The organism is Kitasatospora sp. NPDC022785 (assembly GCF_055561295.1).
On record NZ_JBVHHB010000012.1, the window covers coordinates 66,214 to 92,703 of the forward strand.

Annotated in this window: 23 protein-coding genes and 2 tRNA genes; 9 read left to right on the plus strand and 16 right to left on the minus strand. The window is 73.7% G+C overall.

Going from position 1 to position 26,490, the window contains the following annotated elements:
* Positions 1 to 146 precede the first annotated feature (146 nt).
* The 4 genes from purD (at position 147) to ACZ3YO_RS20535 (ending at position 6,369) form a co-directional block, all read left to right on the plus strand.
* A complete protein-coding gene (gene purD / locus ACZ3YO_RS20520; protein ID WP_465548600.1) occupies positions 147 to 1,424 on the plus strand; it encodes a phosphoribosylamine--glycine ligase in 1,278 nt (425 codons plus the stop codon).
* Positions 1,425 to 1,970: 546 nt separating this feature from the next.
* Entirely contained in the window at positions 1,971 to 3,527 is a 1,557-nt protein-coding gene (locus ACZ3YO_RS20525; protein WP_465571123.1) for a hypothetical protein, read from the plus strand.
* A 237-nt stretch (positions 3,528 to 3,764) separates the two neighbouring features.
* Positions 3,765 to 5,306: a N,N-dimethylformamidase beta subunit family domain-containing protein gene (locus ACZ3YO_RS20530; RefSeq protein WP_465571125.1), complete on the plus strand. Its 1,542-nt coding sequence runs from the start codon at positions 3,765 to 3,767 to the stop codon at positions 5,304 to 5,306.
* Between the two features lie 163 nt (positions 5,307 to 5,469).
* Positions 5,470 to 6,369, plus strand: coding sequence for a phosphoribosylaminoimidazolesuccinocarboxamide synthase (locus tag ACZ3YO_RS20535; RefSeq protein ID WP_396324296.1), 900 nt, complete (start codon positions 5,470 to 5,472; stop codon positions 6,367 to 6,369).
* An 83-nt stretch (positions 6,370 to 6,452) separates the two neighbouring features.
* Here the strand turns inward: ACZ3YO_RS20535 and ACZ3YO_RS20540 are convergent, their stop codons facing one another.
* From ACZ3YO_RS20540 to ACZ3YO_RS20570, 7 genes are all read right to left on the minus strand, one after another.
* Complete coding sequence (locus ACZ3YO_RS20540) at positions 6,453 to 7,073, minus strand: response regulator (protein ID WP_396324295.1); 621 nt, start codon at positions 7,071 to 7,073, stop codon at positions 6,453 to 6,455.
* 73 nt (positions 7,074 to 7,146) lie between these two features.
* On the minus strand, positions 7,147 to 8,370 hold the full coding sequence (locus tag ACZ3YO_RS20545) for a sensor histidine kinase (protein WP_465571127.1): 1,224 nt from the start codon (positions 8,368 to 8,370) through the stop codon (positions 7,147 to 7,149).
* Between the two features lie 55 nt (positions 8,371 to 8,425).
* Complete coding sequence (locus ACZ3YO_RS20550; RefSeq protein WP_465571129.1) at positions 8,426 to 9,265, minus strand: ABC transporter permease; 840 nt, start codon at positions 9,263 to 9,265, stop codon at positions 8,426 to 8,428.
* Positions 9,262 to 10,266, minus strand: coding sequence for an ABC transporter ATP-binding protein (locus tag ACZ3YO_RS20555; RefSeq protein WP_465571131.1), 1,005 nt, complete (start codon positions 10,264 to 10,266; stop codon positions 9,262 to 9,264). Before ACZ3YO_RS20555 ends, ACZ3YO_RS20550 begins: the two co-directional genes overlap by 4 nt.
* 175 nt (positions 10,267 to 10,441) lie before the next feature.
* Positions 10,442 to 10,517: transfer RNA gene (locus ACZ3YO_RS20560), tRNA-Gly, on the minus strand.
* A 39-nt stretch (positions 10,518 to 10,556) separates the two neighbouring features.
* Positions 10,557 to 10,629, minus strand: a tRNA-Gly gene (locus tag ACZ3YO_RS20565).
* 130 nt (positions 10,630 to 10,759) lie between these two features.
* Positions 10,760 to 11,077, minus strand: coding sequence for a histone-like nucleoid-structuring protein Lsr2 (locus ACZ3YO_RS20570; protein WP_238860361.1), 318 nt, complete (start codon positions 11,075 to 11,077; stop codon positions 10,760 to 10,762).
* Positions 11,078 to 11,544: 467 nt separating this feature from the next.
* Here ACZ3YO_RS20570 and purS point away from each other — a divergent pair, with 467 nt between their 5' ends.
* The 4 genes from purS to ACZ3YO_RS20590 all read left to right on the plus strand — a co-directional run bounded on the left by purS (position 11,545) and on the right by ACZ3YO_RS20590 (position 15,632).
* Complete coding sequence (purS, locus tag ACZ3YO_RS20575; RefSeq protein ID WP_396324291.1) at positions 11,545 to 11,799, plus strand: phosphoribosylformylglycinamidine synthase subunit PurS; 255 nt, start codon at positions 11,545 to 11,547, stop codon at positions 11,797 to 11,799.
* Positions 11,796 to 12,473: a phosphoribosylformylglycinamidine synthase subunit PurQ gene (gene purQ / locus ACZ3YO_RS20580; RefSeq protein WP_396324290.1), complete on the plus strand. Its 678-nt coding sequence runs from the start codon at positions 11,796 to 11,798 to the stop codon at positions 12,471 to 12,473. The genes purS and purQ overlap by 4 nt, the downstream gene beginning before the upstream one ends.
* Positions 12,473 to 14,728, plus strand: a complete 2,256-nt coding sequence (gene purL / locus ACZ3YO_RS20585) for a phosphoribosylformylglycinamidine synthase subunit PurL (protein WP_396324289.1) — start codon at positions 12,473 to 12,475, stop codon at positions 14,726 to 14,728. Before purQ ends, purL begins: the two co-directional genes overlap by 1 nt.
* A gap of 76 nt (positions 14,729 to 14,804) precedes the next feature.
* Positions 14,805 to 15,632: a maleylpyruvate isomerase family mycothiol-dependent enzyme gene (locus tag ACZ3YO_RS20590; RefSeq protein ID WP_465571136.1), complete on the plus strand. Its 828-nt coding sequence runs from the start codon at positions 14,805 to 14,807 to the stop codon at positions 15,630 to 15,632.
* A 32-nt stretch (positions 15,633 to 15,664) separates the two neighbouring features.
* Here ACZ3YO_RS20590 and ACZ3YO_RS20595 read toward each other — a convergent pair whose 3' ends face one another.
* The 4 genes from ACZ3YO_RS20595 to fbaA all read right to left on the minus strand — a co-directional run bounded on the left by ACZ3YO_RS20595 (position 15,665) and on the right by fbaA (position 19,203).
* Positions 15,665 to 16,387, minus strand: coding sequence for a hypothetical protein (locus tag ACZ3YO_RS20595; RefSeq protein ID WP_465571138.1), 723 nt, complete (start codon positions 16,385 to 16,387; stop codon positions 15,665 to 15,667).
* 70 nt (positions 16,388 to 16,457) lie between these two features.
* Complete coding sequence (locus tag ACZ3YO_RS20600; RefSeq protein WP_465571141.1) at positions 16,458 to 17,261, minus strand: DUF3152 domain-containing protein; 804 nt, start codon at positions 17,259 to 17,261, stop codon at positions 16,458 to 16,460.
* Between the two features lie 365 nt (positions 17,262 to 17,626).
* Positions 17,627 to 18,058: a DUF3151 domain-containing protein gene (locus ACZ3YO_RS20605; RefSeq protein ID WP_396324285.1), complete on the minus strand. Its 432-nt coding sequence runs from the start codon at positions 18,056 to 18,058 to the stop codon at positions 17,627 to 17,629.
* Positions 18,059 to 18,180: 122 nt separating this feature from the next.
* Positions 18,181 to 19,203, minus strand: coding sequence for a class II fructose-bisphosphate aldolase (gene fbaA, locus ACZ3YO_RS20610; RefSeq protein WP_396324284.1), 1,023 nt, complete (start codon positions 19,201 to 19,203; stop codon positions 18,181 to 18,183).
* 360 nt (positions 19,204 to 19,563) lie between these two features.
* Between fbaA and ACZ3YO_RS20615 the strand changes: the two genes are divergently transcribed.
* Positions 19,564 to 20,286, plus strand: a complete 723-nt coding sequence (locus ACZ3YO_RS20615; RefSeq protein WP_465571145.1) for a DedA family protein — start codon at positions 19,564 to 19,566, stop codon at positions 20,284 to 20,286.
* 114 nt (positions 20,287 to 20,400) lie between these two features.
* On the opposite strand, the gene pyrE is transcribed toward ACZ3YO_RS20615, so the two are convergent.
* From pyrE to ACZ3YO_RS20640, 5 genes are all read right to left on the minus strand, one after another.
* Positions 20,401 to 20,937 (minus strand): orotate phosphoribosyltransferase, encoded by a 537-nt coding sequence (gene pyrE / locus ACZ3YO_RS20620; RefSeq protein WP_396324282.1) that lies wholly within the window; start codon positions 20,935 to 20,937, stop codon positions 20,401 to 20,403.
* A gap of 194 nt (positions 20,938 to 21,131) precedes the next feature.
* The gene (locus ACZ3YO_RS20625; protein ID WP_465571148.1) at positions 21,132 to 22,265 is read right to left on the minus strand and encodes an SRPBCC family protein; all 1,134 of its coding nucleotides are present in this window, start codon (positions 22,263 to 22,265) and stop codon (positions 21,132 to 21,134) included.
* A gap of 156 nt (positions 22,266 to 22,421) precedes the next feature.
* A complete protein-coding gene (locus ACZ3YO_RS20630) occupies positions 22,422 to 23,999 on the minus strand; it encodes a polyamine aminopropyltransferase (RefSeq protein WP_465571433.1) in 1,578 nt (525 codons plus the stop codon).
* 223 nt (positions 24,000 to 24,222) lie between these two features.
* The gene (locus tag ACZ3YO_RS20635) at positions 24,223 to 24,750 is read right to left on the minus strand and encodes a DUF2617 family protein (protein WP_465548612.1); all 528 of its coding nucleotides are present in this window, start codon (positions 24,748 to 24,750) and stop codon (positions 24,223 to 24,225) included.
* Positions 24,751 to 25,226: 476 nt separating this feature from the next.
* Positions 25,227 to 26,387 (minus strand): pyridoxal phosphate-dependent aminotransferase, encoded by a 1,161-nt coding sequence (locus tag ACZ3YO_RS20640; protein ID WP_396324278.1) that lies wholly within the window; start codon positions 26,385 to 26,387, stop codon positions 25,227 to 25,229.
* Positions 26,388 to 26,490 lie beyond the last annotated feature (103 nt).

Here is a 26,490-nt window from a genome sequence, read left to right on the forward strand (position 1 = left end):
TGTCCTGACCCGGACACCCCGGGCGCACGACCGGTGCCGACTCTTGGAGGTTCCTCCGAGGCCGGCAGCGTACGGACGGCTTCCGCTGTAGGTTCCGACGGGACCGGGGGGAAGCCGGAACCGGCCACCGACTACCCTTGCCAACCGTGAAGGTCCTCGTCATCGGCGGCGGCGCCCGCGAACACGCCCTGTGCCGCTCTCTGTCCCAAGATCCCGCCGTCACCGAGCTGCACTGCGCCCCGGGTAACGCCGGGATCGCGCAGGTGGCGACGGTCCACCCCGTCGACCAGCTGGACGGCGCGCAGGTCGCGGCGCTCGCCCGGCAGCTCGACGCCGACCTGGTCGTGGTCGGCCCGGAGGCCCCGCTGGTCGCGGGCGTCTCCGACGCCGTGCGCGCGGCCGGCATCCCGGTCTTCGGCCCGTCCGGCTCGGCCGCCCGGCTGGAGGGCTCGAAGGCCTTCGCCAAGGACGTGATGGCCGCCGCCGGCGTGCCCACCGCCCGCTCCTACGTCTGCACCACCCCGGCCGAGGCCGCCGAGGCGCTGGACGCCTTCGGCGCGCCCTACGTGGTCAAGGACGACGGCCTGGCCGCCGGCAAGGGCGTCGTGGTCACCTCCGACCGCGAGGCCGCGCTGGCCCACGCCGCCTCCTGCATGGGGGCAGCTCCCGGCCGCCAGGGCCGGGGGAGGGTGGTCATCGAGGAGTACCTCGACGGCCCCGAGGTCTCGCTCTTCGCCGTCACCGACGGCACCACCGTCCTCCCGCTCCAGCCCGCGCAGGACTTCAAGCGCGCGCTGGACGGCGACGAGGGCCCGAACACCGGCGGCATGGGTGCCTACTCGCCGCTGCCCTGGGCGCCCGAGGGCCTGGTCGAGGAGGTCCTGGAGACCGTCCTGCAGCCGACCGTGGACGAGCTGCGCCGCCGTGGCACCGACTTCTCCGGCCTGCTCTACGCGGGCCTGGCGCTCACCTCGCGCGGCACCCGGGTGATCGAGTTCAACGCCCGCTTCGGCGACCCGGAGACCCAGGTCGTGCTGGCCCGGCTGCGCACCCCGCTGGCCGGCGTCCTGCACGCCTCCGCCACCGGCACGCTGGACCAGCTGGAGCCGCTGCGGTGGGACGACGGGGCCGCCGTCACCGTGGTGATCGCCTCCGAGGGCTACCCGGCCGCGCCGCGCACCGGCGACCCGATCGAGGGCCTGGCCGGGGCCGAGGCCGCCGACGGCACCGCGTACGTGCTGCACGCGGGCACCCGGGCGGACGAGGACGGCCGGGTGCTCAGCGCCGGCGGCCGCGTCCTCTCGGTCACCGCCACCGGTACCGACCTCGCCGAGGCGCGCGGCCGCGCGTACGACGCCGTGGACCGGATCAGCCTCAAGGGCGGCCAGCACCGCACCGACATCGCGCTCAAGGCCGCGCAGTAGCAAGCGGTTTCAGTGCGCCGCAGGGCGCTGCGTTCGCGGGGAAACAACCCCCATGGACGCAGCGCCCTGCGGCGTTTACGGGTCAGGGGGAGCCGGAGTGGTTCCGGCGACCGCCACACCGTTCGGCGGCCGGAATCCAGCCCATCGAGTGACAGCAACCGCATCCAGCTGACGTAACCGGGCGCCCGGCCTTATGGTGCGCTGGTCCGCAGCACCCCGGGCCGTGCCGCTCGCGGCCGCCGCCGGGTAGCCGTGGTCGCGCGGGGGGATGCTGGACGGCGTCCGGCCGGGCGAGCACGCCCGGACCGCTTCGCACGACGCCCTGGCGCGGTCGTCCGGAATTCGGGCACCGTCACCGGGACGAGTGGAAACCGGCGAGATCCGGAACACCCACCCGGGTACGGGCGTCAAAAATGTCACAAGCGCCACGCAGCATGTATTACCGGGGATCGGACGCCGCCGTTTCCCAGTCGGAACTGATCGTTTCGAGTCGGCTCAGGGCCCGTCACCGGGCGCCCGAGGGCTCCGAAGGGGGTGCCGCACCGTATGACCGCTTTCGACACCGCGCGCGCTCATGCCCACGCGGTCCTGCGGGTCCGTGGTCTCGCCCTGGCCGCCGCCGCACTGCCCGCCGCCGTCGCGGTGGTGCTGCTCGCGGGCCGGTTCACCGGCCGGCTCGGGGCGCCCGGCGCCTCCGACGCCGCCGCCTGGGACGCCGTCCGCTGGGCGGTCTGCGCCGTGGCCGCCGGCACCCTGCTGGTGGCCGGCCTGGCCGCCCGGGCCTACCGCCGGGCCGTGCCGCCGCAGACCCCGGCCATTCCGCTGGAGCGGGCACAGGCCCCCGAGCTGTACCGGCTGATCGGCGAGCTGGCCGACCGGCTGGAGGTCCCCGCGCCCTCCGCGATCGCGCTCACCCCGGACTGCGACAGCTGGCTGGAGGACGTCCCGCCGGCCCGCCGGGCACCGGGCGGCGCGCACGAGCCGCCCGCGCCGGTGCTGGTGATCGGCTCGCCGTTCCTCTGGTGGATGCGGGCCGGCGAGCTGCGCGCGCTGCTCGCCCCGGTGGTGGCCGGCACCGCGGCCTCCGCCGACCCGGACATCGCCGCCGCCCGCCGCTTCCTGCGCGGCCTGGACGCCAGCCTGGACGCGGCCGCCCCCGGGCCGGCCGGAGCCGCCGCGCCCGCCGCCCCGCGCACCGGCCGCCGGGGCCCCGCCGCACTGACCGACCGGATCACCCGCCGGCTGCTCGGCGCCTGTCGCGGGCACTCCGCCGAGCTGGAGCGGGCCGTCGCCGGCTGGGCCTCCGAGCAGGCCAGGTCGGTCGACTACGGCCTGCGGATCGCCGCCCAGGAGCAGGTCGGCCTGGCCTACGCCGGCTGGGACCGGCTGCTCACCCGGGTCGCGCTGCCCGCCTGGCGGCTCGGCCGGCACCCCGCGCACCTCAACGCCGGCGTGGTCGCCGCGCTCACCGAGCTGTCCCGCCGCGACCGGCTGGCCGGCGGCTACGGCAGCCGGCTCGGCGACCGCCCCGCCTGCGACCTGCTGGAGGAGCCCGGCGCGGTGGACGAGGCCGTCTCCCTGCTCGCCGCCGAGCTGTTCTTCGGCCGGCCCGCCTCCGGCAGCTGGCGCGAGCTGGACTGGGCCGCCTACCCGGCCGAGGTGGTGGACGCCGGCTGGCGGGCCCGGGCCGCAGCGCTGCAGTCCGCCCTGGACCGCCCGGCCCCGCAGGCCCGCCCCGGCTCCCCGACCCTCACCAGGCTGCTGGTCCGGCTGGCCGAGGGCGACGGCGAGCAGCTGGCCGCCTCGCTCACCGCCCAGCTGGCCCGCACCACGGCCCCCGCACCGCTGCTGGAGCCCGTCCGCACCGGGCGGGACCTCCTGGTCGACCACGTCACCGCGATGGTCTGCTGCGCCGCGGTCGACACCGCCGGCGCCACCCCCGGCCTGGACTGGCTGGACGGCCCGGTGCTGCTGATCGGAGGGGTCCGCCGGACCGACCTTGCCGGCCCGGTCGCCCAGGCCGTGGAACAGGGCCAGGACGGCCCGCTGCGCACCTGGCTGGACGCCGCCGACGTCCGGCTGGAGAAGCCGGTCCGGCTGTAGGCCCCGCCCGGCCGCAGGGGGCGGCGGGGCGCTCGGTATCCGCGCTCGCGCCCCCGGGGCGGCCGGGTACGGCGGGTCTTCGCAGGCCGGAGGCCATCCCCGGGCGGGTCGGAAGAATCGCCACCACTAGTTGCTACCGTTGGGTGACACAGCGCCAGCACTCTGTGGTGTATTGGATCGCACGCACACCCGGGAGGCACATGCCAACCGGCGAGGGTGCACCTGTGGGAGGGGCGCGTGGGGACGGAACTCAACCGCCGCTGGGAGTCCGGAACGCACGCGTACAGCGTCTCCGACCCCTTCGGCCAGGGCCCGCTGCCCTGGCTGCGCAGCCCGGACCAGTACCTGGCGGGCGCCGAGGGCGCCGTCCCCTGGTACGTCTCGGTGGACGCGCCGGGCCAGCAGCCCCTGGCCGGGTGCACCAGACCCAAGCCACCGGTCGGCACTCCGCAGGGCGCCAACGACGTGGTGCAGCAGATCAAGGGCTTCGCCTCGGCCGGCATCGTCCGCCCCGGCGGATCGGTGGACTTCCGGGTCACCGTCAACCCGCCCCGCGAGTTCACCGTCGACGTCTACCGGATCGGCCACTACGGCGGCGACGGCGCCCACCACATGACGTCCAGTCCGCTGATCTCCGGGCTGGCCCAGCCCGCCCCGCTGGTCGTCGGCCGGACCGTCTCCTGCCACCACTGGTGGCACTCCTGGCGGCTGCAGATCCCCGCCCACTGGCCGCCCGGCGCCTACGTCGCCGTGCTGACCACCGGTGACATGCTGCACCGCAGCCACATCCCGTTCACCGTCCGGGACTTCGAGGACCAGGCGCACGCCGCCGAGCTGCTGCTGGTGCTCCCCGACGTGACCTGGCAGGCGTACAACCTCTTCCCCGAGGACGGCCGCAGCGGCGCCAGCCTCTACCACGCCTGGGACGACCAGGGCCGGCTGGTCGGCGAGCCGGAGGCGGCCGTCACCGTCTCCTTCGACCGTCCGCACGCCACCGCCGGACTGCCGCTGCACGTCGGCCACGCCTACGACTTCATCCGCTGGGCCGAGCGGTACGGCTACGACCTCTCCTACGCCACCGCCACCGACCTGCACGCAGGCCTGGTGGACCCGTCCCGGCACAAGGCGCTGGTCTTCCCCGGCCACGACGAGTACTGGTCCGAGCCGATGCGCCGGGCCGCCGAGCGGGCCCGCGACGGCGGCACCTCGCTGGTCTTCCTCTCGGCCAACACCATGTACTGGCGGGTCGAGCTGAGCCCCGCGCCCTCGGGCGAGCCCAACCGGCTCCTCAACTGCCGCAAACGGCAGAAGGTCCGGCCCGGGAGCCAGGCCGCCGGGGTCTCCGGCTCCGCCAGCGCGCTCTGGCGGGACGCCGGCGAGCCCGAGCAGCACCTGCTCGGCCTCCAGTACTCGGGCCGGGTCGCCGCCCCCGTCCCGTTGGTGGCCCGGCACACCGCGCACTGGCTCTGGGACGGCACCGGCGTCCAGGAGGGCGACGAACTGCCCGGGCTGGTGGCCGGCGAGGCCGACCGCTACTACCCCAAGGTGGCCCTGCCCGAGCACACCGAGCGGGTGCTGCTCGCGCACTCCCCGTACCGGGACCTCGCCGGCCGCACCCGGTACCAGGAGACGTCGCTCTACCGGGCGCCCAGCGGAGCGTACGTCTTCGCCGCCGGCACCTTCGCCTGGTCGCCCGCGCTGGACCGGCCCGGCCTCACCGACGAGCGGATCCAGCGGGCCACCGCCAACCTGCTGGACCGCCTCTGCAAGAACGGCTGAGCCGCAGGCCTGTCCCGGTGGCGCGGCCGGGCCTGCGGCGGCCCGGGCCGCCGCACGGGCCCGGGCCGTCGGGGCCGGTGCGGGCGTCATGACAGACTCAGGGGCAGTGACCTCCCCTTTCGCGCCCCACGCCCGCGAACGACCCCTGAGGACTGAGACGACCTTGAGCGGATTTGTCACCAAGCCCGAGCCGGTCCAGGTGCCCGGCCTGGTCCACCTGCACACCGGCAAGGTGCGCGACCTCTACCGCGCCGAGTCGGGTGACCTCGTGATGGTCGCCAGCGACCGCATGTCGGCCCACGACTGGGTCCTGCCCAACGAGATCCCCGACAAGGGCCGCATCCTCACCCAGCTCTCGCTGTGGTGGTTCGAGCGGATCGCCGACATCGTGCCCAACCACGTGATCTCCACCGAGGTCCCGGCCGGCGCCCCCGCCGACTGGAAGGGCCGCACGCTGGTCTGCCGCAGCCTGGAGATGATCCCGGTCGAGTGCGTGGCCCGCGGCTACCTGGCCGGCTCCGGCCTGGCCGAGTACAACGCCGACCGGACGGTCTGCGGCATCGCCCTGCCCGAGGGCCTGGAGAACAGCTCCGAGCTGCCCGCCCCGATCTACACCCCGGCGCTCAAGGCCGAGGTCGGCGAGCACGACGAGAACGTCTCCTACGAGGAGACCGCCCGCCGGATCGGCGCCGAGCTCGCCAACCAGCTGCGCCGCACCACCCTGGACGTCTACGCCCGGGCCCGGGACATCGCCCGCGACCGCGGCATCATCCTGGCCGACACCAAGTTCGAGTTCGGCCTGCTCGACGGCGAGCTGGTGATCGGTGACGAGGTGCTCACCCCGGACTCCTCCCGCTTCTGGCCCGCCGACCAGTGGCAGCCCGGCCGCTCGCAGCCGTCCTTCGACAAGCAGCTCATCCGCGACTGGCTGGTCTCCCCGGCCTCCGGCTGGGACCGCCACAGCGAGCTGCCGCCGCCGGAGCTGCCCGCCGAGATCGTCGAGCAGACCCGCGCCAAGTACGCCGAGGTCTACGAGCTGCTGACCGGCACCTCCTGGGCGTGAGCCCCTCGGGCGCGTCCGGCGGCCCCCGTGCCACGCGGGAGGCGCCGGACGCGTCCCACACCGCCCGCGGGCGCGGCCGGGTCTCAGATCCAGCCGTGCTCGCGGGCGATCCGCACCGCCGCATGGCGGTTCTCGGCGCCCAGCTTGCCGGCCGCCGAGGAGAGGTAGTTGCGGACCGTCCCCTGGGAGAGCGCCGCGCGCTCGGCGATCTCGGCGATCGAGGTGCCGTCGGCGGCCAGCTCCAGCACGTCCGTCTCGCGCGGGGTCAGCGGCGTCTCGCCCGCGCTGATCGCGTCCGCCGCGAGCTCCGGGTCGACGTACCGGGCGCCCGCCAGCACCGTGCGGATGATCCCGGCCAGATCCGCCGCCGAGACCGTCTTCGGCAGGAAGCCGCGCACCCCGACCTCCAGCGCCCGCTTCAGATAGCCCGGGCGGCCGTGGCCGGTGACGATCATCGTGCGGCAGTCCGGAAGCACCCGCCGCAGCTCGGTGGCCACCTCGATGCCGTCCAGACCGGGCATCTGGAGGTCGAGCACCGCGACATCGGGGCGGTGCGCCTTCGCCATCGCCAGCGCCTCCGGGCCGGAGGCGGCCTGGGCGACCACGGTGATGTCCTCCTCCAGGGAGAGCAGCGCGGCCAGCGCCCCGCGGATCAGATGCTCGTCGTCGGCGAGCAGGACGCGCACGGGGGCGGTGTCGGTCATCGGGCGGGCCTTCCTGCGGTGGCGGGCGTGCGGTGGATCGGAACGGCCGGGTGGCCCGGAGCGGGACGGCGGATCAGAGCGGGACGGTGGCGAGCATCCGGAACCGGCCCGGTCCGGCCTCCGGGACGGTCAGCTCGCCGTCGTGCGCGGCCAGCCGTTCCCGCAGCCCGCGCAGCCCGGTACCGCTGCCCTGGGAGGGGATCGGCACCGCCGGCACCCCGTCATTCTCCAGCTCCAGCACCGCCCGGCCGTCCTCCCGGCGCAGCCTGATCGCGCAGTGGCCCGCCTCGCTGTGCCGCAGCACGTTGGTGGTCGCCTCGCGGATCACCCAGCCGAACACCGACTGCACCGGCTGCGGCAGCTGGTCGGCGTCCTCGCCGAGGTCGATCTCGCAGCGCACGTCGGCGGCGCGGAGCACCGCGCGGGCGCCGATCGCCTCGGCGTGCAGGTCCGCCGTGCGGTAGCCGCGGATCACGTCCCGGACCTCCCGCTGCGACTCCTGGGCGATCCGCTGCACCTCGGTCATCTGGTCGGCGGCCTCCGGGCGGCCGCGCCGGGCCAGCTGGACGGCGAGCTCGCTCTTCAGCGCGATCGTGGTGAGGTTGCGGCCCATCACGTCGTGCAGGTCCCGGGAGAACCGCAGCCGCTCCTCCGCGACGGCCAGCCGGGACTGTGCCTCGCGGGCGGCGTCCAGCTCCCAGACGACGCCCTGGAGCCAGGCGCACCCGCGGCAGCTGAGGCCGATGAAGGCCATCGCGACGAGGTCGCCGACCAGCATGCCGGCGGCCGCCGGGGCGCCGAGCCCGGCCAGCAGTGTGGCCGGGACGACCAGCAGCCGACCGCCGATTCCGGTGAGGCAGGCCTGCCGCATGGACAGGCCCACGCTCGCAGGGCCGAAGGCCGAGGCCGCCAGCGCGGAGACGACCACCGCGGTGAACGGCGGACCGGTGTTCACCGGTCCGCCGGTGGGGCCCAGCAGCAGGACGGCCCAGGAGCCGGCGACCGCCACCCCGCCGGTCAGCAGGAGCCAGCGCAGGTGGTCGGACGGCCGTTTCAGGTAGTGGTCGAGCGAGGTGCGGAACGCCCGGAAGCCCAGCAGTGTGGTGGCCAGGCCGACGACCATACTGACCCGGACGGCGTCGCGGGGCTGTTCCTGCTGGGCGGCGGATCCGGCGGCCAGCAGGATCACCATCATCAGGATCAGCGGCATCAGGTAGAGCGACCAGCGGAGGTAGAGCTCGGAACGCTGCGGCTTGCCGTAGGCCTTCCACCTACGCACCAGCCTCGGTACGCCCATCTGCCCGCCCCCGTTCGATCATGATCATTGCTTCGCTCTTCCTATCAGAGAAGGCTCAGCGGCGCGGCTCCCAGCGGAAGTAGCGGACGGCACCCCAGACCGCGAGGCCCAGCCAGACGGTGCCGGTGACCAGGTGCGGGGCGGCGGTGGCCCAGGTGCCGGCGAAGCCGGTCGCGGCCTCGGAGCCGTCGGTGCCGAACCAGCCGACGCGGATCAGCTGGAAGGCCGGCGTGGTGGGCAGCAGCCGGCAGAAGTCGGCGACGCCGTCCGGCATGACCTCCAGCGGGAAGAACAGGCCGGAGCCGAACTGGGCGAGCAGCAGGACCGGCATGGTGGTGATGCCCGCGCTCTCGACGGTCCGGGTGAATGCGCTGGAGATCGCGGCCAGCGCCATCAGGGTGCCGACGACCAGCACCAGCCCGACGGCCAGCAGCAGGGGGTTGACCGGCACGGTGAGGTGCAGGGCGCAGGCGCCGACCACCCCGATGACGGCGCACATCAGCAGGGCGAGGCCGACCGAGGGCACCGCGGTGCCGGCCAGGATCTCGGCGTCCCGGGCCTCGCCGGTGCGCAGCCGCTTGAGCACCAGCTCGCCGCGGCGGGCCACGTACGCGGCGGTCAGGTTGTAGTAGACGACGAAGACCAGCACCATCCCGACCGCGCCGTTGACCAGCAGCGAGTCGACGTCGAGACCGGGATTGTCCTTGGCCTGCTGGTCGAGCACGCTCTTCAGCCCGCCGATCAGCAGCAGCGGCAGCAGCAGGGCGGTGAACAGCGCGGTCCGGTTGCGCACCAGCAGGGTGGCCTCGGCCCGGCCGAGGGCGAGCAGGCGGCGGCCGGCGGTGCTCTGCGGGCCGGCTGCGGACAGGGCGGCGGTGGGGGCGGCGGTGGTCATCGGGCGAGTCCGATCAGGCGGCGGCGGGCGGTGGGGGCGGCGGGTGCGTCGGCCGGGGGCCGGTGGGCGGCCTCGGAGGCGATGGCGAGGAAGGCCTCCTCCAGCGAGGCGCTGCGGGCGTCGAGGGCGCCGAGCGCGATGCCGTGGTGGTCGGCCCAGCCGAGCAGCTCGGTGAGGGTGGCCTGGAGCCGGGGGGTGTGCACGGTGATCCGGCGGCCGACGGCGAGGACCTCGGCCCCGGGCAGCGGGGGGAGGGAGGCGCCGGAGAACTCGGGGAGTTCGAAGGTGATCCGGGACGGGCGGCCGGCGATCACCTCGGCCACGGTGCCGGTGGTGACGACCCGGCCGCCGTGCATGATGGCCAGCCGGTCGGCCAGCTCCTCGGCCTCCTCCAGGTAGTGCGTGGTGAGCAGCACCGTGGTGCCCTGGGTGCGCAGCTCGCGGACCAGGCGCCAGACGGCTGCGCGGGCCTCCGGGTCGAGGCCGGTGCTGGGCTCGTCCAGGAAGAGCACCTCGGGGCGGCCGAGCAGGGCCATCGCGAGGTCGAGCCGGCGGCGCTCGCCGCCGGAGAGCTGCTTGACCCGGACGTTGCGGCGGGCGGTCAGGCCGACGAGCTCCAGCGCCTCGTCCACCGGGCGGGTGCGGCTGGTCATTCCGGCCCAGCTGCGGCCGGTCTCGGCGACGGTGAGGTCGCCGGGGAACCCGCCCTCCTGGAGCATGATGCCGATCCGGGGGCGGACGGCGGCCCGCTCGCGGTGCGGGTCGTGGCCGAGTACCCGGACCTCACCGCCGGTCGGGGCGGCGAGGCCCTCGATCAGCTCCATGGTGGAGGTCTTCCCGGCCCCGTTGGTGCCGAGCAGTGCGAACAGTTCGCCCTTGCCGATGGTGAGGTCGACGCCGCGCACGGCGTGGTAGCCGTCGGTGCCGGAGCCGTAGTGGCGGTGGAGGCCGGTGACCTCGATCACGGGCTCGCTCGGGGCGGGGGGCTGGCTCGTTTCCATGCCTCAAGCCTTCCGCCGCCCGGGCGCCGCGGGCAGTGCGCGCCGTCATGAGAACGCGGTGCGGTTACCCGGGTCGGCGATGACAAATGTCATCGGCCAAGGGCCCGGGGGGCGGGCCGGGGAATACCGGCAAGGAACGCCGAAGGGCCCCCTCGATCGAGGGGGCCCTTCGTACTGGAGCGGACGACGAGATTCGAACTCGCGACCCTCACCTTGGCAAGGTGATGCTCTACCAACTGAGCCACGTCCGCAGGTCTGACTATTGAGTTGTGCTGTGCTCGCGCACTGCGAGCGGACGACGAGATTCGAACTCGCGACCCTCACCTTGGCAAGGTGATGCTCTACCAACTGAGCCACGTCCGCATGGTGCCTGGTGGGGCACCCGCCGCCTCTCGGGATCTCTCCGTTGCGGCGACGAGGAATACTCTACAGCATCGTTCGGGGTGGTCGCCCCACCCTTTCGGGCAGGTGGGACGACCGGGCCCCGGCGGGGTCAGTTCGCCTCGGCGAACGCCTCGTACACGTGCTTGGGGATGCGGCCCCGGGCGGGCAGCTCCATGCCGCGCGACTGGGCCCAGGCGCGCACGGCGGCCGGGTCCGGGGTGAGTGCGGTACGGCGGAAGGACTTTCCGGTGCGGCTCTGGCGGCGGCCGGCCGCGACGAACGGAGCGAGGGCCTCCCGCAGCTTTTCCGCGTTGTCCAGGGACAGGTCGATCTCGTAGGACTTCCCGTCGACGCCGAAGTGGACGGTTTCCGCGGCGGCACCGCCGTCCAGGTCGTCGGAGAGCGTGACGACTACACGCTGAGCCATGGGTGTCAATCCTCTCGGGCAATTCGGCCGAAGGGCGCGGGGTGCGCTCCCGTGGCCTGATGTGCACCACACGCGCAAGCGCATACGGGCAGGCCTGATGGCGTGCCGGATACGCAGCACTTGCCGCGGCAGGTGGCCCTATTCTGCACCCGAAGCGGGTCGAAATCGAAGAGTCCGGCTTTCTTTTCCGGATATTCACGTGTCTTCGCCGGAGTACCGGATACCGGCGCACTCGGCTGGCCGATCTGTCCCGGAGTGCCGGTATTCGGGTGCTCTTCGGCGGTTCTCGTTCGGGGAGCCGAATCCGCAGAAATGGGGTGCCCGCCGGTGCGGGGCGCGGGCCCGGAACCCTTGCGGCGTAAGGGTCTCAGGTCTACGCGCGTCGCCCGCCCCGGCCAGCAATCGCGCCCGAAACCCCCGGTAGTCTGGAGTTCCCCCGCCTCACGAAGACACCACCGGGAGTGCCAGTGGCACGCGTCGTAGTCGACGTCATGCTCAAGCCGGAGATCCTCGACCCCCAGGGACAGGCGGTGCAGCGCGCACTGCCCCGTCTCGGATTCACCGGGATCGCCGACGTCCGCCAGGGCAAGCGCTTCGAGCTGGAGCTGGAGGGCCCGGTCGACGACGCCGCGCTCGCCCGTATCCGCGAAGCCGCCGAGACCTTTCTCGCCAACACCGTGATCGAGGACTTCACCGTCCGCATCGAGGAGGAGGCGAAGTGACCACCCGCGTCGGCGTCGTCACTTTCCCCGGATCCCTCGACGACCGCGACGCCCAGCGCGCGGTCCGCCTGGCCGGCGCCGAGCCGGTCGCCCTCTGGCACCGTGACAAGGATCTCCACCAGGTCGACGCCGTCGTCCTGCCGGGCGGATTCAGTTACGGCGACTATCTGCGCTGCGGCGCGATCTCCCGCTTCTCCCCGGTGATGGCCACCATCATCGAGCAGGCGAAGCTGGGAATGCCGGTTCTCGGTATCTGCAACGGCTTCCAGGTGCTCTGCGAATCGCACCTACTGCCCGGCGCGCTCACCCGCAACGACTCGCTGCACTTCATCTGCCGCGACCAGAAGCTGCGCATCGAGAACAACGGCACCGCCTGGACCCGGGATTACTCGGTCGGACAGGAAATCGTCGTCCCGCTGAAGAACGGCGAGGGCCGCTTCGTCGCGGACGCGCACGTCCTGGACGAACTGGAGGCGGAGGGCCGGGTGGTCGCCCGTTACCTGGACGTCAACCCGAACGGTTCGTACCGCGACATCGCCGGCATCACCAACGCCGCCGGCAATGTCGTCGGCCTGATGCCGCACCCGGAGCACGCCGTGGAGCCGCTCACCGGTCCGACCGTCGAGGGCCTGGGCTTCTTCACTTCCGTACTGAAGCAGCTGGTGAACGCCTGATGAGCCTCGACACCGTCAAGAACGCCGAGCAGACCCCGGACGCCGCCCAGCCCTGGGCCGAGCTCGGCCTCAAGCAGGACGAGTACGCGCGCATCCGCGAGATCCTCGACCGTCGCCCGACCGGCGCCGAGCTCGCGATGTACTCCGTCATGTGGTCGGAGCACTGCTCGTACAAGAGCTCCAAGGTCCACCTGAAGCAGTTCAGCGAGAAGAAGCCGCAGAGCGACGCGATGCTCGTCGGCATCGGCGAGAACGCCGGTGTGGTCGACGTCGGCCAGGGCTACGCGGTCACCTTCAAGGTCGAGTCGCACAACCACCCGTCGTACATCGAGCCCTACCAGGGCGCGGCCACCGGCATCGGCGGCATCGTGCGAGACATCCTGGCGATGGGCGCCCGCCCGGTCGCCGTGATGGACCCGCTGCGCTTCGGTGCGGCCGACCACCCGGACACCCGGCGCGTGCTGCCCGGGATCGTCGCGGGCATCGGCGGCTACGGCAACTGCCTGGGCCTGCCGAACATCGGCGGTGAGGTCGTCTTCGACTCCTGCTACCAGGGCAACCCGCTGGTCAACGCGCTCTGCGTGGGCGTGATGAAGCACGAGGACATCCACCTCGCGCAGGCCTCCGGCGCCGGCAACAAGGTCATCCTGTACGGGGCCCGCACCGGCGGCGACGGCATCGGCGGTGTCTCGGTGCTCGCCTCCGAGACCTTCGACGCCACCGGCCCGGCCAAGCGCCCGGCCGTCCAGGTCGGCGACCCGTTCCAGGAGAAGCTCCTCATCGAGTGCACTCTGGAGATCTTCTCCGAGAAGCTCGTCAAGGGCATCCAGGACCTCGGCGGCGCCGGCCTCTCCTGCGCCACCTCCGAGCTGGCCTCGGCCGGCTCCGGCGGTATGCGGATCGAGCTGGACACCGTCCCGCTGCGCGACAACACGCTCTCGCCCGAGGAAATCCTCATGAGCGAGTCGCAGGAGCGCATGTGCGCCATCGTCGAGCCCGGCAAGGTCGACCGCTTCCTGGAGATCTGCGAGAAGTGGGACGTCATCGCCACCGTCATCGGTGAGGTGACCGACGGCGAGCGGCTGGAGATCTTCTGGCACGGCGAGCTGGTCGTGGACGTGCCGCCGCGCACCGTCGCCCACGAGGGCCCGACCTACCAGCGCCCGTACGCCCGCCCGAGCTGGCAGGACGCGCTGCAGGCCGACGCCCCGAGCGCCGAGCGCCTCGCCCGGCCGACCACCGGTGAGGGCCTGAAGGCCGACCTGCTCAAGGTCGCCGGCAGCCCCAACCAGGCCTCCAAGTCCTGGATCACCGACCAGTACGACCGCTACGTGCTCGGCAACACCGTGCTCTCGGTGCCCGAGGACTCCGGCATGATCCGGATCGACGACGAGACCAACCTCGGCGTCTCGGTCGCCACCGACGGCAACGGCCGCTACACCAAGCTGGACCCGTACACCGGTGCCCAGCTGGCCCTCGCCGAGGCGTACCGCAACGTCGCGGCCGGCGGTGCCAAGCCGCTCGCCATCTCCGACTGCCTCAACTTCGGCTCCCCCGAGGACCCGGACGTCATGTGGCAGTTCGCCGAGGCGACCCGCGGCCTGGCCGACGCCTGCCTGGAGCTCGGTACCCCGGTCACCGGCGGCAACGTCTCGCTCTACAACCAGACCGGCGAGGTCGCCATCCACCCGACCCCCGTGGTCGCGGTGCTCGGCGTCATCGACGACGTCACCCGGCGCACCCCGATCGGCTTCGCCGAGGAGGGCCAGCTGCTCTACCTGCTCGGTGAGACCGAGGACGAGCTGGGCGGCTCGGCCTGGTCGCAGGTGGTCCACGACCACCTCGGCGGTCTGCCGCCCAAGGTCGACCTGGGCCGCGAGAAGCTGCTCGGCGAGATCCTGATCGCCGCCTCGCGCGACGGCATGATCGACGCCGCGCACGACCTCTCCGACGGCGGCCTGGGCCAGGCCCTGGTGGAGAGCTGCCTCAAGGGTGGTCACGGCGCACGGATCATCGTGCCCGAGGGCCAGGACCCGTTCGTGTTCCTGTTCTCCGAGTCGGCCGGCCGCGCGGTTGTCGCGGTTCCGCGCAGCGAGGAGCTCCGGTTCAACGACATGTGCACCGCGCGCGGCCTGCCGGCCACCCGGATCGGCGTGGTCGACGGCGATGTGCTGGACGTCCAGGGGCAGTTCACCGTGTCGCTGGCCGAGCTGAAGGACGCCCACACCGGCGTCATCGAGGCTCTGATCGCCTGATCGCCCGGCGAACGGCGAGTGCTCGGGGGCGGCCGGTTCGGCTGAACCGTCCGCCCCTCGGCGTATGTTGGGGCCCATGCCTGCCAAGTCCCGTACGTACCAGCCCGCGAAGGTCCGCGCCGCGCTCGCGGGGCAGACCGACGCGCTGAGCGACGCCGTGCAGCTGCTCTGCGCCCGTCCGGACGCCGAAGAGCTGCTCGACCGGCCGACCCGGCTGGGGGAGTGGCGGGTGCGCGAGTTGATCGCGCACCTGGCCGTCCAGATCGACTGGGTACCGGCGCACATCGAGGACCCGCCGGAGGGCCGGCCGCCGCTGGACCTGCTGCAGTGGGCCGCACGGGTCGGCACGGTCGCCCCGCTGCTCGACGCGCAGGCCCGGGAGAAGGCGGCCGGCGAGTTCGGGGGTGCCCCGGCCGCGGTGGCGGAGGCCTTCCGGGAGGCCGTGGCGCGACTGGCCCTCGTCCTGGCCAGGGTCGACTACTGGGACCCGGCCCGGCGGTTCGAGATCCGGCTCGGCTCGATGCTGCTCACCGACATGTGGGTGACCCGGCTGGTGGAGACGGTCGTGCACGCCGACGACCTGGCCGACGCGCTCGGCCTCGCGGACTTCCCGCACGACAAGCAGGCGCTGGCCGCCGTCACCCGCCTGCTCGCCGACGCCCTGGCCGACCAGGCACCCGGCGGCGCGGTCGAGCTGCGGGTGCCGCCGTACGCCGTGGTGCAGGCCGTCGAGGGCCCCCGGCACACCCGGGGCACCCCGCCGAACGTGGTCGAGACCGACCCGCTGACGTGGATCCGGCTCGCCACCGGCCGGGCCGACTGGGCGGCGGCGGTGGACGACGCGGCCGTCTCGGCCAGTGGCGAGCGGAGCGACCTGCGGGGATACCTGCCGCTGCTCGGCTAGGGCTCCGACAGGGCTGCCCGGCAGGCCGTCGCTCAGCCGTGCAGCTGGCCGGCGAGCGCCGACGCGGCCTTCTGGAGCGCCGCGCCGGTGAGCGCCCGGTCCCGGTCGGCGGTGTCGGTGTCCTGGGACAGGACCAGCACGATGTCTCCCTCGCCCGCCGCGGGAACGCGGGCCACCGCGGCCGTGCCCTCCCCGGGGGTGGCCTTGGCCTCGCCCTTCGCGGGCCGCTCGCGGGAGAACTGCTCCAGCTGGGCGACGCTCATCCGGCCCTCCCGCTGGATCACCGGCAGCGCGAGGTTGAGTGCGACCTCCTCCTTGGGCACGGCCAGCAGTTCGACGACGACGGGGGTGCTGCCGGCCGTCCAGGTGCAGGAGACCGTCGCGTTGGGCGGGATCGCGGGCGCCGAGGGCAGGGACGGCGGGGGCGACACCGTGGTGGGCCACGGCTGTTCCGGCACGCCGTCGCCGACGTCGCCCTCGGCGGCGGGCCCGCCCTTGGCGCCGGGGCTGACGGCCCGCTCGACCCCGGCCGTCTTCAGGGCCGCCGCCAGGTCGAGGCCGAACGGGCAGGCGGACGTCTTGTCGAGCTGCTTCGCCGTCGCCCGGACCCGGTCGTAGGAGAGCGTGCCGCCACCGCCCGCGGCGTCGGAGCCGGCCCCGGAGGACGAGCAGGCGGCCGTGCCGAGGAGGATCCCGGTGGCGCCGATGGCGGCGAGGAGCCTGTGGTGCCGGGCGGCGGTGCGGTCAGCTGTCATGCGGTCAGCGTATGACGGGCCGTGTCGTGGGCGGTCGTTGAATCCGTCTCAGATCGGTCCCGGGCCGCTCTCAGGGCACCGCCGGGCCGCTCAGGTACGTCCCGTCCGCCGAGTACGGCCAGGCGTTGGGTTCGCAGCCCTTGAGGCCGTAGATCTGCTGCATCATCGCGGGCGCCGGCTTGCCCTTGGCCGGGCAGGTCTCGTGGCCGTGGCCGATCCGGTGCCCCACCTCGTGGTTGACGATCAGCGCCCGGTACTCGTCGATCGGGCCGCTGAACTGCGGGGAACCGGTGTTCCAGCGCTTGACGTTGACCAGCACCTGGTTGCCGACGTTGCAGTTCACCTCGCCGTGGGTGTCCAGCCCGGCCGCGCCGCAGATCCTGTCCACGGTGGCCGGCGAGGCGATCTTCACGGTGAAGTCGTACGCACCGCTCGCCACCAGCTGGAAGCCGTTCTTGCGGTCGTTGGTCCAGCCCCGCTTGTCGGCCAGGATGCCCTGGACCTGTGCGGCGGCGGCCGCCGGGTCGATCCCGATGCCGTCCTCGACCTCCACCCGGTAGCGGCGGACGGGGCCCTTGCCCACCGCCGCGGCCGCGCCGGGGGCGACGGTGAAGGTGCCCGCGCCCTTGCTGGGGCCCGGGTCCGGGGCGCTCGGCTCGGGAGCGGCCGGTTCCGGGGCGGGTGGCGGGGTGGGCTGCTGCGAGGGGGTGGGCGTCGGCGTCGGGGCCGGCCCGGGTGCGGCCCGGGTGCCGCCGTCGGACGGGGCGACCCGGCCCTGAGCGGTCTGCCCGCCGCCGGGCAGGGTGGAGGGGCGGTTCAGCACGTAGAGCGTGCCGCCGAGTATCGCCACGGCCGCCACCAGTGCGGTGATCATCCCGGGCCCGGGTCCGCGGCGCTGGCGGCGCCGTCTGCGCCCGCCGCCCGCCTGGCCACGGCCGCCGCGGGCCCGGGGGGCGACGGCGGGGGAGTCTCCGGTCCGGGACGCCGTACCGCGGGAGCTGCGCGCGCGGGAGCCGCGCTGGTCGGGTCGGGCTGCGGGCACAGTGAGGCTTTCCTGTCGGACCGTGGGGCCGCAGAGCCTTCGAACTTGTGTGCGTCCCCCTCGCCCGGTAACCCTGGCATGGAGGCCCGGTGAATGTCCACATACCGGGTATACGGCCGATCCGGGACCGCCCCCGTCGCCTCGAAGGGCGGCGGGGGCGGCGGGTCCGGACGCGCGGTCCGGGCGATTCGAGGGGGTCAGCCCAGGGTGGCGGCGGCGGTTGGCGAGCTGTCCCGGAGGAACTGCGCGCAGCGCTCCGCCTCCTCCTTCTCCTCGATCGCGGCGGCGGCCCGGCCGAGCGCGTGCAGCGCCCGCAGGAAGCCGCGGTTCGGCTCGTGCTCCCACGGCACCGGGCCGTGGCCCTTCCAGCCCGCGCGGCGCAGCGAGTCCAGCCCGCGGTGGTACCCGGTACGGGCGTACGCGTAGGACTCGACGGTGCGGCCGGCGGCGAAGGCGTCGTCGGCGAGCTGGGCCCAGGCCAGCGAGGAGGTCGGGTACTTCGCCGCGACCTCGGCCGGGGAGGCGCCGCCGGCCAGCAGCTCCAGCGGAGCGGGCTCGGCGGGCAGGTGCGTCGGGGGCGGACCCCCGAGGAGGTTCTGGCCCGCGAAGGAGTTCTCGTGTGCACTCATGCCCCCCAGTGAACCACTGGGGGGCACGAGTGCAGACCCTGCCTGCGGCGGTGGCCCGACTTCTGGCCGCCTTGCGTCGGGCCGCGGCCTGCTTCGGGCCGGGCCCTGCTTCAGGCGGCGCCCTACTTCAGGCGGTTGCCGGCCGAGCGGAGCTGCTGGGCGGCCTCCAGCACGCGGGCGGCCATGCCGGCCTCGGCCAGCTTGCCCCAGGTGCGCGGGTCGTAAGTGTTCTTCTTGCCGACCTCGCCGTCGACCTTCAGCACACCGTCGTAGTTCGCGAACATGTGCCCAGCGACCGGGCGGGTGAACGCGTACTGGGTGTCGGTGTCCAGGTTCATCTTCACGACGCCGTTCTCCAGCGCGGTCGCGATCTCCTCCGCGGTGGAGCCCGAGCCGCCGTGGAAGACGAAGTCGAACGGGTCGGTCTTGCCGTACTGCTTGCCGATCGCGTCCTGCAGCTCGCGCAGCAGCTCCGGCTTCAGGACGACGTTGCCCGGCTTGTAGACGCCGTGCACGTTGCCGAAGGAGGCGGCCAGCAGGTAGCGGCCCTTCTCGCCCAGGCCCAGGGCCTCGGCGGTGCGGACGGCGTCGTTGACGGTGGTGTACAGCTCGTCGTTGATCTCGTGCGTGACGCCGTCCTCCTCGCCGCCGGTCGGGGTGATCTCGACCTCAAGGATGATCTTGGCGGCGACGGCCTGGGCCAGCAGCTCCTCGGCGATGGCCAGGTTGTCGTTCAGGGTCTCGGCCGAGCCGTCCCACATGTGCGACTGGAACAGCGGGTTCAGGCCCTTGGCCACGCGCTCGGCGGAGATCGCCAGCAGCGGGCGGACGTAGCCGTCCAGCTTGTCCTTCGGGCAGTGGTCGGTGTGCAGCGCGACGGTGATGTCGTACTTGGCGGCGACGATGTGCGCGAACTCGGCGAGCGCGACGGCGCCGGTCACCATGTCCTTGTTGTGCTGGCCGCCCAGGAACTCCGCACCACCGGTCGAGATCTGGATGATGCCGTCGCTCTCGGCCTCGGCGAAGCCGCGCAGGGCGGCGTGCAGGGTCTGCGAGGAGGTGACGTTGATGGCCGGGTAGGCGAACTTGCCCGCCTTGGCCCGGTCCAGCATCTCGTTGTAGACCTCGGGAGTTGCGATGGGCATGCGATCCGCTCCTGTCGGGTTGCGGCGTACGGACGGTGCTGTCCGACGCTGTGTACGCCTTCGTTACGACTCCGGGGCGCCGGCAGCCGAGCGCGGCATTGCGGTGCGGCTCTCCGGTACCTGGGTTCGAGGCGGCCGCCGCGGTACGACAATGAGGGTGGTTTGCGACCGCGGTCCGGACGCCCGTGCCATCTTCCCAGACTTGCGCTCCGGGGTCAGCATGCAGCCCGCCAGTCGGACGGGGCCCTGCCTGCCGGGCGCCAGGGTACGAGACGCGCCGCGGGGGTGCTACGAAAGGATGAGGGCCTCTCGGCCACCGGGGAGAAGCTTTGGTAAAGACGGGCCCGCTATCCTGCGGCCGTGGACTACAACCAGCTGGCCGTCAACCTGCTCGACGCCAAATCACTGATCTCGTCCCTCGGTGCCATCGGGCTGATCGCGATCATCTTCGCGGAGACCGGCCTCCTGGTCGGGTTCTTCTTCCCCGGGGACTCCCTGCTCATCATCGCTGGCGTCGCCGCCTCGAACGCCGCCTCGTCGGTGCTCGGCGAAGGGACGAAGCTGCCGATCGCGGCCCTGCTCGTCGGGGCCCCGGTCGCGGCGATCGCCGGAGCCCAGCTCGGGCACCTGATCGGGGTGAAGGTCGGGCCGAAGATGTTCGACAAGCCCGAGTCGAAGATCTTCCGCCGCGAGTACGTGGTGAAGGCCGAGGAGTACTTCAACAAGTTCGGGCCCGGCAAGGCCGTGGTGCTGGCCCGATTCATGCCGATCGTCCGCACCTTCCTGAACCCGGTCGCGGGCACCCTGGAGATGCCCGCCCGGACGTTCTTCCTGTGGAACGTGATCGGCGGCGTGCTCTGGACCGAGTCGATGCTGCTCACCGGCTACTTCTTCGGTGACGCCCTCGCCCCGGTGATCGACAAGTACCTGATCCCGGCGGTGCTGCTGATCGTGCTGCTCTCGGTCTCACCGATCCTGATCGAGGTGCTGCGCGAGCGCCGGAAGAAGAAGGCCGGCGGCGTCGGGGCCCTCGCCGAGGACGTCGAGACCGTCCAGGCCGGCGGGCGCCACCGCCGCGGCTGAGCCACGGCACGACGAGACGGCAGGGGCCGGGTTCCGTTCCACGTGGAACGGAACCCGGCCCCTGCCGTCTGTCCGGAGTGCGAGGTCTACTCGGGCTCCCGGTACCCGGGGCCGTCAGAGGCCCAGGTCGTCCAGGTTGTAGGCGGTCACGTACGGAAGGCCCGTCGCCTCGACCGCGGCGGCGCCGCCGCGCTCCACGATCACCGCGACACCGACCACCTCGGCGCCCGCCTCGCGCAGGGCCTCGACGGCGGTCAGCACCGAGCCGCCGGTGGTGGAGGTGTCCTCGACGGCCAGCACCCGGCGGCCCTTGACCTCCGGGCCCTCGATCCGGCGCTGCAGGCCGTGCGCCTTGCCCGCCTTGCGGACCACGAAGGCGTCCAGCTCCTGGCCGCGCGCGGCCGCGGCGTGCAGCATCGCGGCCGCCACCGGGTCGGCACCGAGGGTCAGACCGCCGACGGCGTCGTACTCCAGGTGGGCGGTCGCGTCCAGCATCACCCGGCCGACCAGCGGGGCGGCCTGGCCGTCCAGCGTGATCCGGCGAAGGTCGACGTAGTAGTCGGCCTCCTTGCCGGAGGAAAGGGTGACCTTGCCGTGCACGACGGCCTTGTCCTTGATCTGTGCCAGCAGGGCGTCGCGGTCGTTGCTCATGAGCGTTCAGTCTAGGGCGTGTCTGACAGTTCCCGGCGCACCCGTGCGGCGTCGGGGTGCATGCATCGCAAGGCGGAGGAGAGAGTCCGTGCGGAGCATCGGCGACCGACGACAACGTGGCGAGGTGCGTGCCCTGGCGTCGTGCGCCGGGCGCAGGAATCGTCGGACACGCCCGTAGCGGGGCGAGGGACCGGCTAGCGTCGCCGCAGGGCCCTGACCAGCACCACGGCGCCGCCGACCAGCGCCACACCGCCGCCGATCATCCACGGCACGGCGCTGCGGCCACCCGGGCCCGGCACCACGATGCCGCCGGCCTCGCCGCCCCAGCGGGACGCCGCCCGGGCCCGGGCGCTGCGGGCCGGGAGGGCCGGGGCGTAGCGGCCGCGCGGCGGGGCGTGGTCCACCTCCTCGGCGGAGCGGCCGACGATGCTGCGGCGGACCGGGCCGCTGAGCACCGGCTCCTGCTCGTACTCGAAGGGGAGCTCGGTGGGGAGCTCGCTGGGCAGCTCCTCCTCGGCCGAGGCGGCGGGGACGTCGGTGCCGGCGGGCTCCTCGTCATCGTCGTCGCGGCCGCCGGGGTCGCCGGTGGGGAGGCCGAAGCGCTCGGCGTCGGCGTCGGAGAAGGCGATCAGGTCGGAGAGGTCGTCGTCGAGGTCCTCACCGGGCTCGCTCTGGTGGTCCTCCAGGAAGAGCACGGTGGCGGTGGGCTCCTCCGCGTCCGCGTCCTCGCCCTCGGGCCGCTCGGTCTCCGCGGGCTCCTCGTCCCCGGTGTCCGCGGTCTCCTCGGCCTCGGCCGGTGCGGTGGTGTCCGTTCCGGCCTCCTCGGTCTCCTCGGCGTCCGTGGCCGTGGCCGTGTCCGTGTCCGCGTCCGCGTCGGCGGCGGCATCCGGGGAGGCGAGGGCGGCGGCGAAGCGGTCCAGCAGACGGCGGCCGGTCGCGGCGAGGGTCTCCTCGTCGAACTCGGTCAGCCGGCCGGTGGCGGACAGGTCGCCGGTGAAGCGGACCAGCGCGGTGCCCTCCTCGGCGCCGTCGGCGGCGCTGACCCGGACGGTGGCGGTCGCCTCGCCGCTGCCGCGGGCCTCCTGGCCCTCGGCGAACACGGTGAGCACGCCCTCGCGGCCCTCGATCAGCGACAGCACGCCGCGGAAGGTGATGGTGGAGGTGCCGATCCGCAGCTTCAGCCGCCCGCCGATCTCCTCGGCGGGGCCGCTGCCGACGGCGGCGGGCTCGGTGCTGAGACCCGGCACGCAACGGGCCAGCAGAGCCGGATCCTGCAGGGCCTGCCGGACCTGCTCGGCCGGCAACGGGACGACAACCTCATGCTCCATGTGACGGAGCCTACCGACCGAACCCCCGGTGGTCCCTGCTGCGGCCCCTACCTGTCGCGCCGACTTCTCCGGCCCGCCCCGGCCAGGCCCCCACCGGCCGGCCGGACCGGGCCCGCGGTGCCGCCACGGCGGCACGGCCGCATCCCGCCCCGGGGCTCACCGCGGCCCCAGGAGGCTGAGCGCCGCCGGGGGGCGTGCCGGGCGGAGGGTGGTGAGGCGGGCGGCGGCGGCGCGGAGGATGTCCGGGGTGAGCGCGCGGGGCGGCGGGGCGTCCGGGGCGAGGCCCAGCGGGGGCTGGGCGGCGGCCGCGAGCAGGAAGGCCTGGCTGCCGCTGCCGCTGCTGTCGCCGCTGTCGTCCGGCCCGGGCTGGCAGCTCGCGGTGGCGCCGCCCTGGACGGCGTACGGGACGGTCCGCAGGCCGGCCGCCCGCAGGCCGGACTCGACCTGCCAGAGGCGGTTCCGCTCGTCGCCGGCCCGGACGGCGAGCCGCCCGCCAGGGGAGAGAAGCCGGGTGGCGAGGCCGTAGAACTCCTGCGAGTGGAACTTCACCGTGCCGCCGTCGGCCGGTGCGGGCAGGTCGGCGAGGACGACGTCGAAGGCGCGGTCGCTCGGGCGGACGCTGCGCAGCCACTCCAGCGGGTCCGCGTCGGCGGTGCGGACCCGGGGGTCGTCCATCGAGCGACCGGAGAGCGCGGCCAGGCCGGGGTCGGTCCGGGCCAGCCGGGTGAGCGCCGGGTCGGCGTCGACGACCAGCACCGAGCGGACCCCGCTGTGCCGCAGCACTTCGCGCAGGGCCAGCCCGTCGCCGCCGCCGAGCAGCAGCACCCGGGCGTCCGGCCCGGCCGCCATCGCCGGGTGGACCAGCGCCTCGCTGCCCCGGTACTCGTCGGGGCCGCAGACCGCGAGCCGCCCGTCCAGGTAGAGCCGCAGCGGGCCCTCGGCCGGGCCGGTGAGCACGATCTCCTGGTACCGGCCGTGGGTGGCCAGGCGGACCTGCGCGCCGTACAGGGCGCTGCGGGCGGCCCGTTCGATCGCGCCGGACCAGGCGGCGGCCGCGGCGAGGGCGGCCAGGACGAGCCCGCAGCACCCCCAGAGCAGCAGCCGGACCCTCGGCACCGGCTCCTCGCGGAACAGCCAGAGCACCACGGCGGCCCCGGCGACGGCGTTGACCGCGCCGGTGACCAGGGCGCCGGTGCCGGGCCCGAACGTGGGCAGGATCAGGAACGGGAAGGCCAGGCCGCCGATCAGCGCGCCCACGTAGTCGGCGGCGAAGAGGTCGGCCGCGGCCCGGCCGGCGTCCTCGCGGCGGATCCGTTGGATGAGCGTCATCAGCAGCGGGATCTCGGCGCCGATGAGGACGCCGATCAGGCAGGTCAGGCCGACCATCGCGGTCTGGTACCGGCCGATCCAGGCCCAGCAGGAGTACAGCGCGAGGACGGAGAGCCCGCCGGCGAGTGCGAGCGCGCACTCGACCAGGGCGAAGGCGGTGGCGGGGCGGCGGGTGAAGCGCTTGGCGAGCAGTGAGCCCAGGCCCATCGCGAACACCATGACGGAGAGCACCACCGACGTCTGGGTGACGGAGTCCCCGAGGAGGTAGCTGCCGAGCGCCACGAGTTCGAGCTCGTAGACGAGTCCGCAGGCCGCGCAGACGAACGCGGCCAGCAGGACGGTGAGCCGGGCGAGCCGGGGGCGGGCACGCAGCCGGCACCGACGGCGGGCGGGCAGGGGGGTCAGGCTCCGCCCGAGCCGGGATGGGCTGCCGTCGTCGAGGTCGAGTCCCGACTGAGCGGGGGGACCGGCCGGATGATTGATCACGAACAAACGCTAGGCGACGTTCGGTACGGACGGCTGCGTCCATTCGACGGACAGTGCGATACGTCGGGTTGACGGATCGTTCCTGCGTGCGAGTGGACGGCGGTCTGCGGGCGTATGCACGCCTCGGCCGCGGCTGTCGTGCTCACCGGGCCAGCACCAGCGAGGAGCGGGTGCAGACCAGCTGTCCCTCCTGCGGATAGGCGTGCCAGGTGCGCCAGAGCAGCCGGTCCGCGCTGCCCTGGGTGACCAGCGCGGTGAAGGCGCTCGGGTCCCCCGGGAAGACGCCCGCCAGGCCGCGTGGGTGCCCCTCGACCAGGGCCAGCAACTCCTGGGCGCGGGCGGCGAAGTCGTGCGGCGGCAGCGCCTCGATCCGGGCCGCGAACTCGTACTCCCAGCCGTCCACCTGCTTGGCCACCCGGGCCGGCAGCGGGGTCCGGCGGCCGGGCAGGCAGGCGACGGTCTCCAGGCACTTGCCCGGTCCGGCGGCGATCACCACCTGGTGGGAGGCACCGAGCAGCCGCAGCTGCAGGGAGCCGGGCGGACCGGGACGTCCGGCCCCGTCCAGTCTCAGGTCGCGGACCGCGAGAGCGGGCAGCGGTTCGCCGCCCAGGCACCAGGCCAGGTCACCCGCGCGGGTGTCCGTGTAGGAGGTCTGCAGTGTGGTGAGCATGCTCGGCTCCGCGTTTCAGCTCCGTGCGCGCCCGCCGAGCAGCAGCGAGTAAGGCCAGGCAGAGGCGAGGCTGTTCGTGGCTGTGCGGTCCAGGGCGCGGCCGACCGTGGAAGGAAGGATTCCGGCTGGAGATTCAGCAGCAGAGAAGCATGAATACGCCGGGTCCGTCGGTGATTTACCCAACTTTGTCAAGCATTCACCGTTTCGAGCACACCTGCTTCCCGGCTCTGATCGACCCGGTGTGCGACTCTGCACAGCGCGCGCTCTTCGCACCGGTCCACGCGCCGCGCACTCCGCGCGCACGCCGTCCGCAGGCCCTGTGCGCCCCTGCCCTCCCATGCGCCCGGCGCGCGGTGGCACACGAAGCGCCCGGACCTGCCGGGCAGGCATGGCGAATGCCCGACAGGCGGTAAACGCCCATGCCTGTCGGGCAAGTTGACGAATCGTCAGGACATCCAGGCCATTCCGCCGATCCGTCAGATCCGGCTGAGCCTGGCCACCGCCTCCTGGAGGACGTCGACCCGCTTGCAGAACGTGAACCGGACGAGGGGGCGGCCGGCCTCCGGGTCGTCGTAGAAGACGGCGTTGGGGATGGCGACCACACCGCAGCGCTCGGGGAGGGTGCGGCAGAACTCGATCCCGTCCTTCTCGCCGAGCGGGGTGATGTCGGTGGTGATGAAGTACGTGCCCGCGGGAGTGAAGACCCGCAGGCCCGCCGCCGAGAGCCCCTCGGCCAGCAGGTCGCGCTTGCGGAGCAGGTCGGCGCGGAGGGTGTCGAAGTAGTCGTCGGGCAGCCGCAGGGCCTCGGCGACGGCGTACTGGAAGGGCCCGGCGCTGACGTAGGTCAGGTACTGCTTGGCGGTGCGGACGGCGGCGACCAGCGGGGCGGCGGCGGTGACCCAGCCGACCTTCCAGCCGGTGAAGGAGAAGGTCTTGCCGGCCGAGGAGATGGAGACGGTGCGCTCGCGCATGCCGGGGAGGGCGGCGATGGGGTGGTGGGCGCCGGTGAAGACGAGGTGCTCGTAGACCTCGTCGGTGACGACCAGCAGGTCGTGCTCGACGGCGAGGGCGGCGATCGCGGCCAGCTCCTCCGGGGTCAGGACGAGACCGGTGGGGTTGTGCGGGGAGTTGAGCAGGAGCAGCCGGGTGCGCGGGGTGATCAGCGACCGGAGCCGGTCGAGGTCGGGGCGGAACGAGGGCGCCCGGAGGGTGAGCGGGACGCGGGTGGCGCCGGCCATGGCGATGCAGGCGGCGTACGAGTCGTAGAACGGTTCGAAGGCGATGACCTCGTCGCCGGGCTCCAGCAGGGCGAGCAGGGCGGCGGCGATGGCCTCGGTGGCGCCGGCGGTGACGAGTACCTCGGTGTCCGGGTCGTACGTGAGGCCGTGGAAGCGCTGCTGGTGCTCGGCGACGGCCTGCCGGAGTTCGGGGATGCCGGGGCCGGGCGGGTACTGGTTGCCGCGGCCGTCGCGCAGCGCCCGGACGGCGGCCTCGCGGATCTCCTCGGGCCCGTCGGTGTCGGGGAAGCCCTGGCCGAGGTTGATCGAACCGGTGGCGGTGGCGAGGGCCGACATCTCGGCGAAGATCGTCGTGCCCATCCCGTGCAGCCTGCGGTTCAGCAGCGGCCTCGTACCCATTGCGGCTCCTCACGCCTCGTCGTGGGCCCCATCCTCGGCCCGGCGGCGGCCGGAGACAAGGACGGCCCGCCACCGGGGTCTGCCGGTGGCGGGCCGTGCCGTG